General features: G+C 67.7%; 2 protein-coding genes. One reads left to right on the top strand and one right to left on the bottom strand.

The window, feature by feature from the left end:
• Nucleotides 1-266 precede the first annotated feature (266 nt).
• Entirely contained in the window at nucleotides 267-1,220 is a 954-nt protein-coding gene (locus ACWDU1_RS31980) for an HAD family hydrolase (protein ID WP_450004155.1), read from the bottom strand.
• 183 nt (nucleotides 1,221-1,403) lie between these two features.
• On the opposite strand from ACWDU1_RS31980, the gene ACWDU1_RS31985 reads away from it, so the two are divergent.
• A complete protein-coding gene (locus ACWDU1_RS31985) occupies nucleotides 1,404-1,691 on the top strand; it encodes a glutaredoxin family protein (protein ID WP_450004154.1) in 288 nt (95 codons plus the stop codon).
• Nucleotides 1,692-1,906: the final 215 nt, after the last annotated feature.

Here is a 1,906-nt window from a genome sequence, read left to right on the forward strand (position 1 = left end):
CACTTCCGCGGGCGGGGTCACGTCCTCACTTTGGCGGGCAGGGTCACCTTCCCACCTCCGCGGGCGGGGTCACGTCCTCACCTTCGCGAGCAAGGTCACCTTGTCACCTTGCCGAGCGGGGTCACGTACTCACCCTCACCTTGGCGAGCAAGCTCAACTTCCCACCCCGGCGAGCAAGGTCACCTCCAGACCCACCCCTCCCCCGGCGAACAGGCTCTCCCCGCCATCCATCCCCAACACCCCCGACAACGCCCCCCCAGCACCCCTCACCGCACCCCCCGCCGCCGGGTGACCGCCGCCGCTACCGCACCCCCTGCCGCACCCAATGCCAGCGCGGTGGGAACGCCGATTTTGGCGGCTTTGCGTCCGGTCCGGAAATCCCGGATCTCCCACCCTCGCGCCTTGGCGACCTCCCGTAGGTCCGAATCGGGGTTGATGGCGACCGCGGTGCCGGTGAGTGACAGCATGGGGACGTCGTTGTGGCTGTCGGAGTAGGCGGTGCAGCGTTTGAGATTGAGGCCCTCGCGGATGGCGAGGGCGCGGACCGCGTGGGCTTTGCCGAGGCCGTGCAGGATATCGCCGACCAGGCGGCCGGTGAATCTGCCCTCGACGCTTTCGGCGACCGTGCCGAGGGCGCCGGTGAGGCCGAGCCGTTTGGCGATCACCTGGGCCAGCTCTACCGGGGTGGCGGTGACCAGCCAGACCTGCTGGCCGGCGTCGAGGTGCATCTGTGCCAGTGCGCGGGTACCGGGCCAGATCTTGTCGGCGATGATCTCGTCGTAGATCTCTTCGCCGAGGGCCGCGAGTTCGGCGGTCGAGCGGCCGGCGATGAATTCCAGTGCCTTCTCTTTGCCCGAGGCCATATCGACGCTGTTCTCTTTTCCGGTGACCCGGAACTTCACTTGTTTCCAGGCGATATCCACCAGGTCGGAACTGCGGAAGTATTTGCGGGCGGCCAATCCGCGGGCGAAATGCACGATCGAGGCGCCCTGCACCATGGTGTTGTCCACGTCGAAGAATGCGGCCGCGGTGAGGTCGCGGGGGGCCTCCGGGCCGGGTGTGCCGATGGCACCGGCCCGTTCGGCGTCCTGCAGGGCCAGCGCCGCGTCGGCGCTGGCCTCGCCCGCGACGTTGGCGCGGACCTCTTCTTCGCTCGGTCCGAACGGGCTGCGCGAGATACGCGCGAGCTGCTCGGACAGGCCCTGCCCGAGCGGGCCCAGATTCCATCGGACCGGAAGTTCCCCGAACCGGCCCGCGATGAATCCGGTTTTCCCCACCTTCGATCGTTCCGGCACCAGTACCTCCGCCTGTTCGCGCGAATCACGTCCACACTAACCGGAGGCGTGCGCCGGGACGCACTGCAGTGGCGTGGGCGTCTCGGCGGGGCGGGTTGAATATCGGTTATGAGCGACTCCGACAACTCCGCCGCCCCTGCCACGCACCAGGTGACTCTGCTGACCCGCGCCGGTTGCGGAATGTGTGATCGAGCACTGGCGCAGTTGCGGGTGATCTGCGCCGAATTCGGGATAGAGCCCGGGTCGCTGGATGTGGATGTCGCCGCGGCGACCGACCCGGGTTTGCGGGCGGAATTCGGTGACCGGCTCCCGGTGGTGCTGCTCGACGGCCGTGAGCACAGCTATTTCGATGTCGACGAGACCCGATTGCGAGCCGACCTCGCTCGTCCGAGGTGACGTGATCGCGGCGCGGAATCGTACAAGGTCGGGCCGCGACACAAAATGAGGCGAATTTCACCGACTTTGTGCATGGGTTCACAAGCAGTTACGGTGGTGGCACGCGAACCGCAGGCCGGGGCGAGTATCCGGCCGCCGGTAGCACGTGAATCAACCCGATATCCGACCCCGTCATCGGCGCATGGACCCCGGCGGAGGTCGCCGACCACCCGGGC

The organism is Nocardia sp. NPDC003345, from assembly GCF_053589395.1.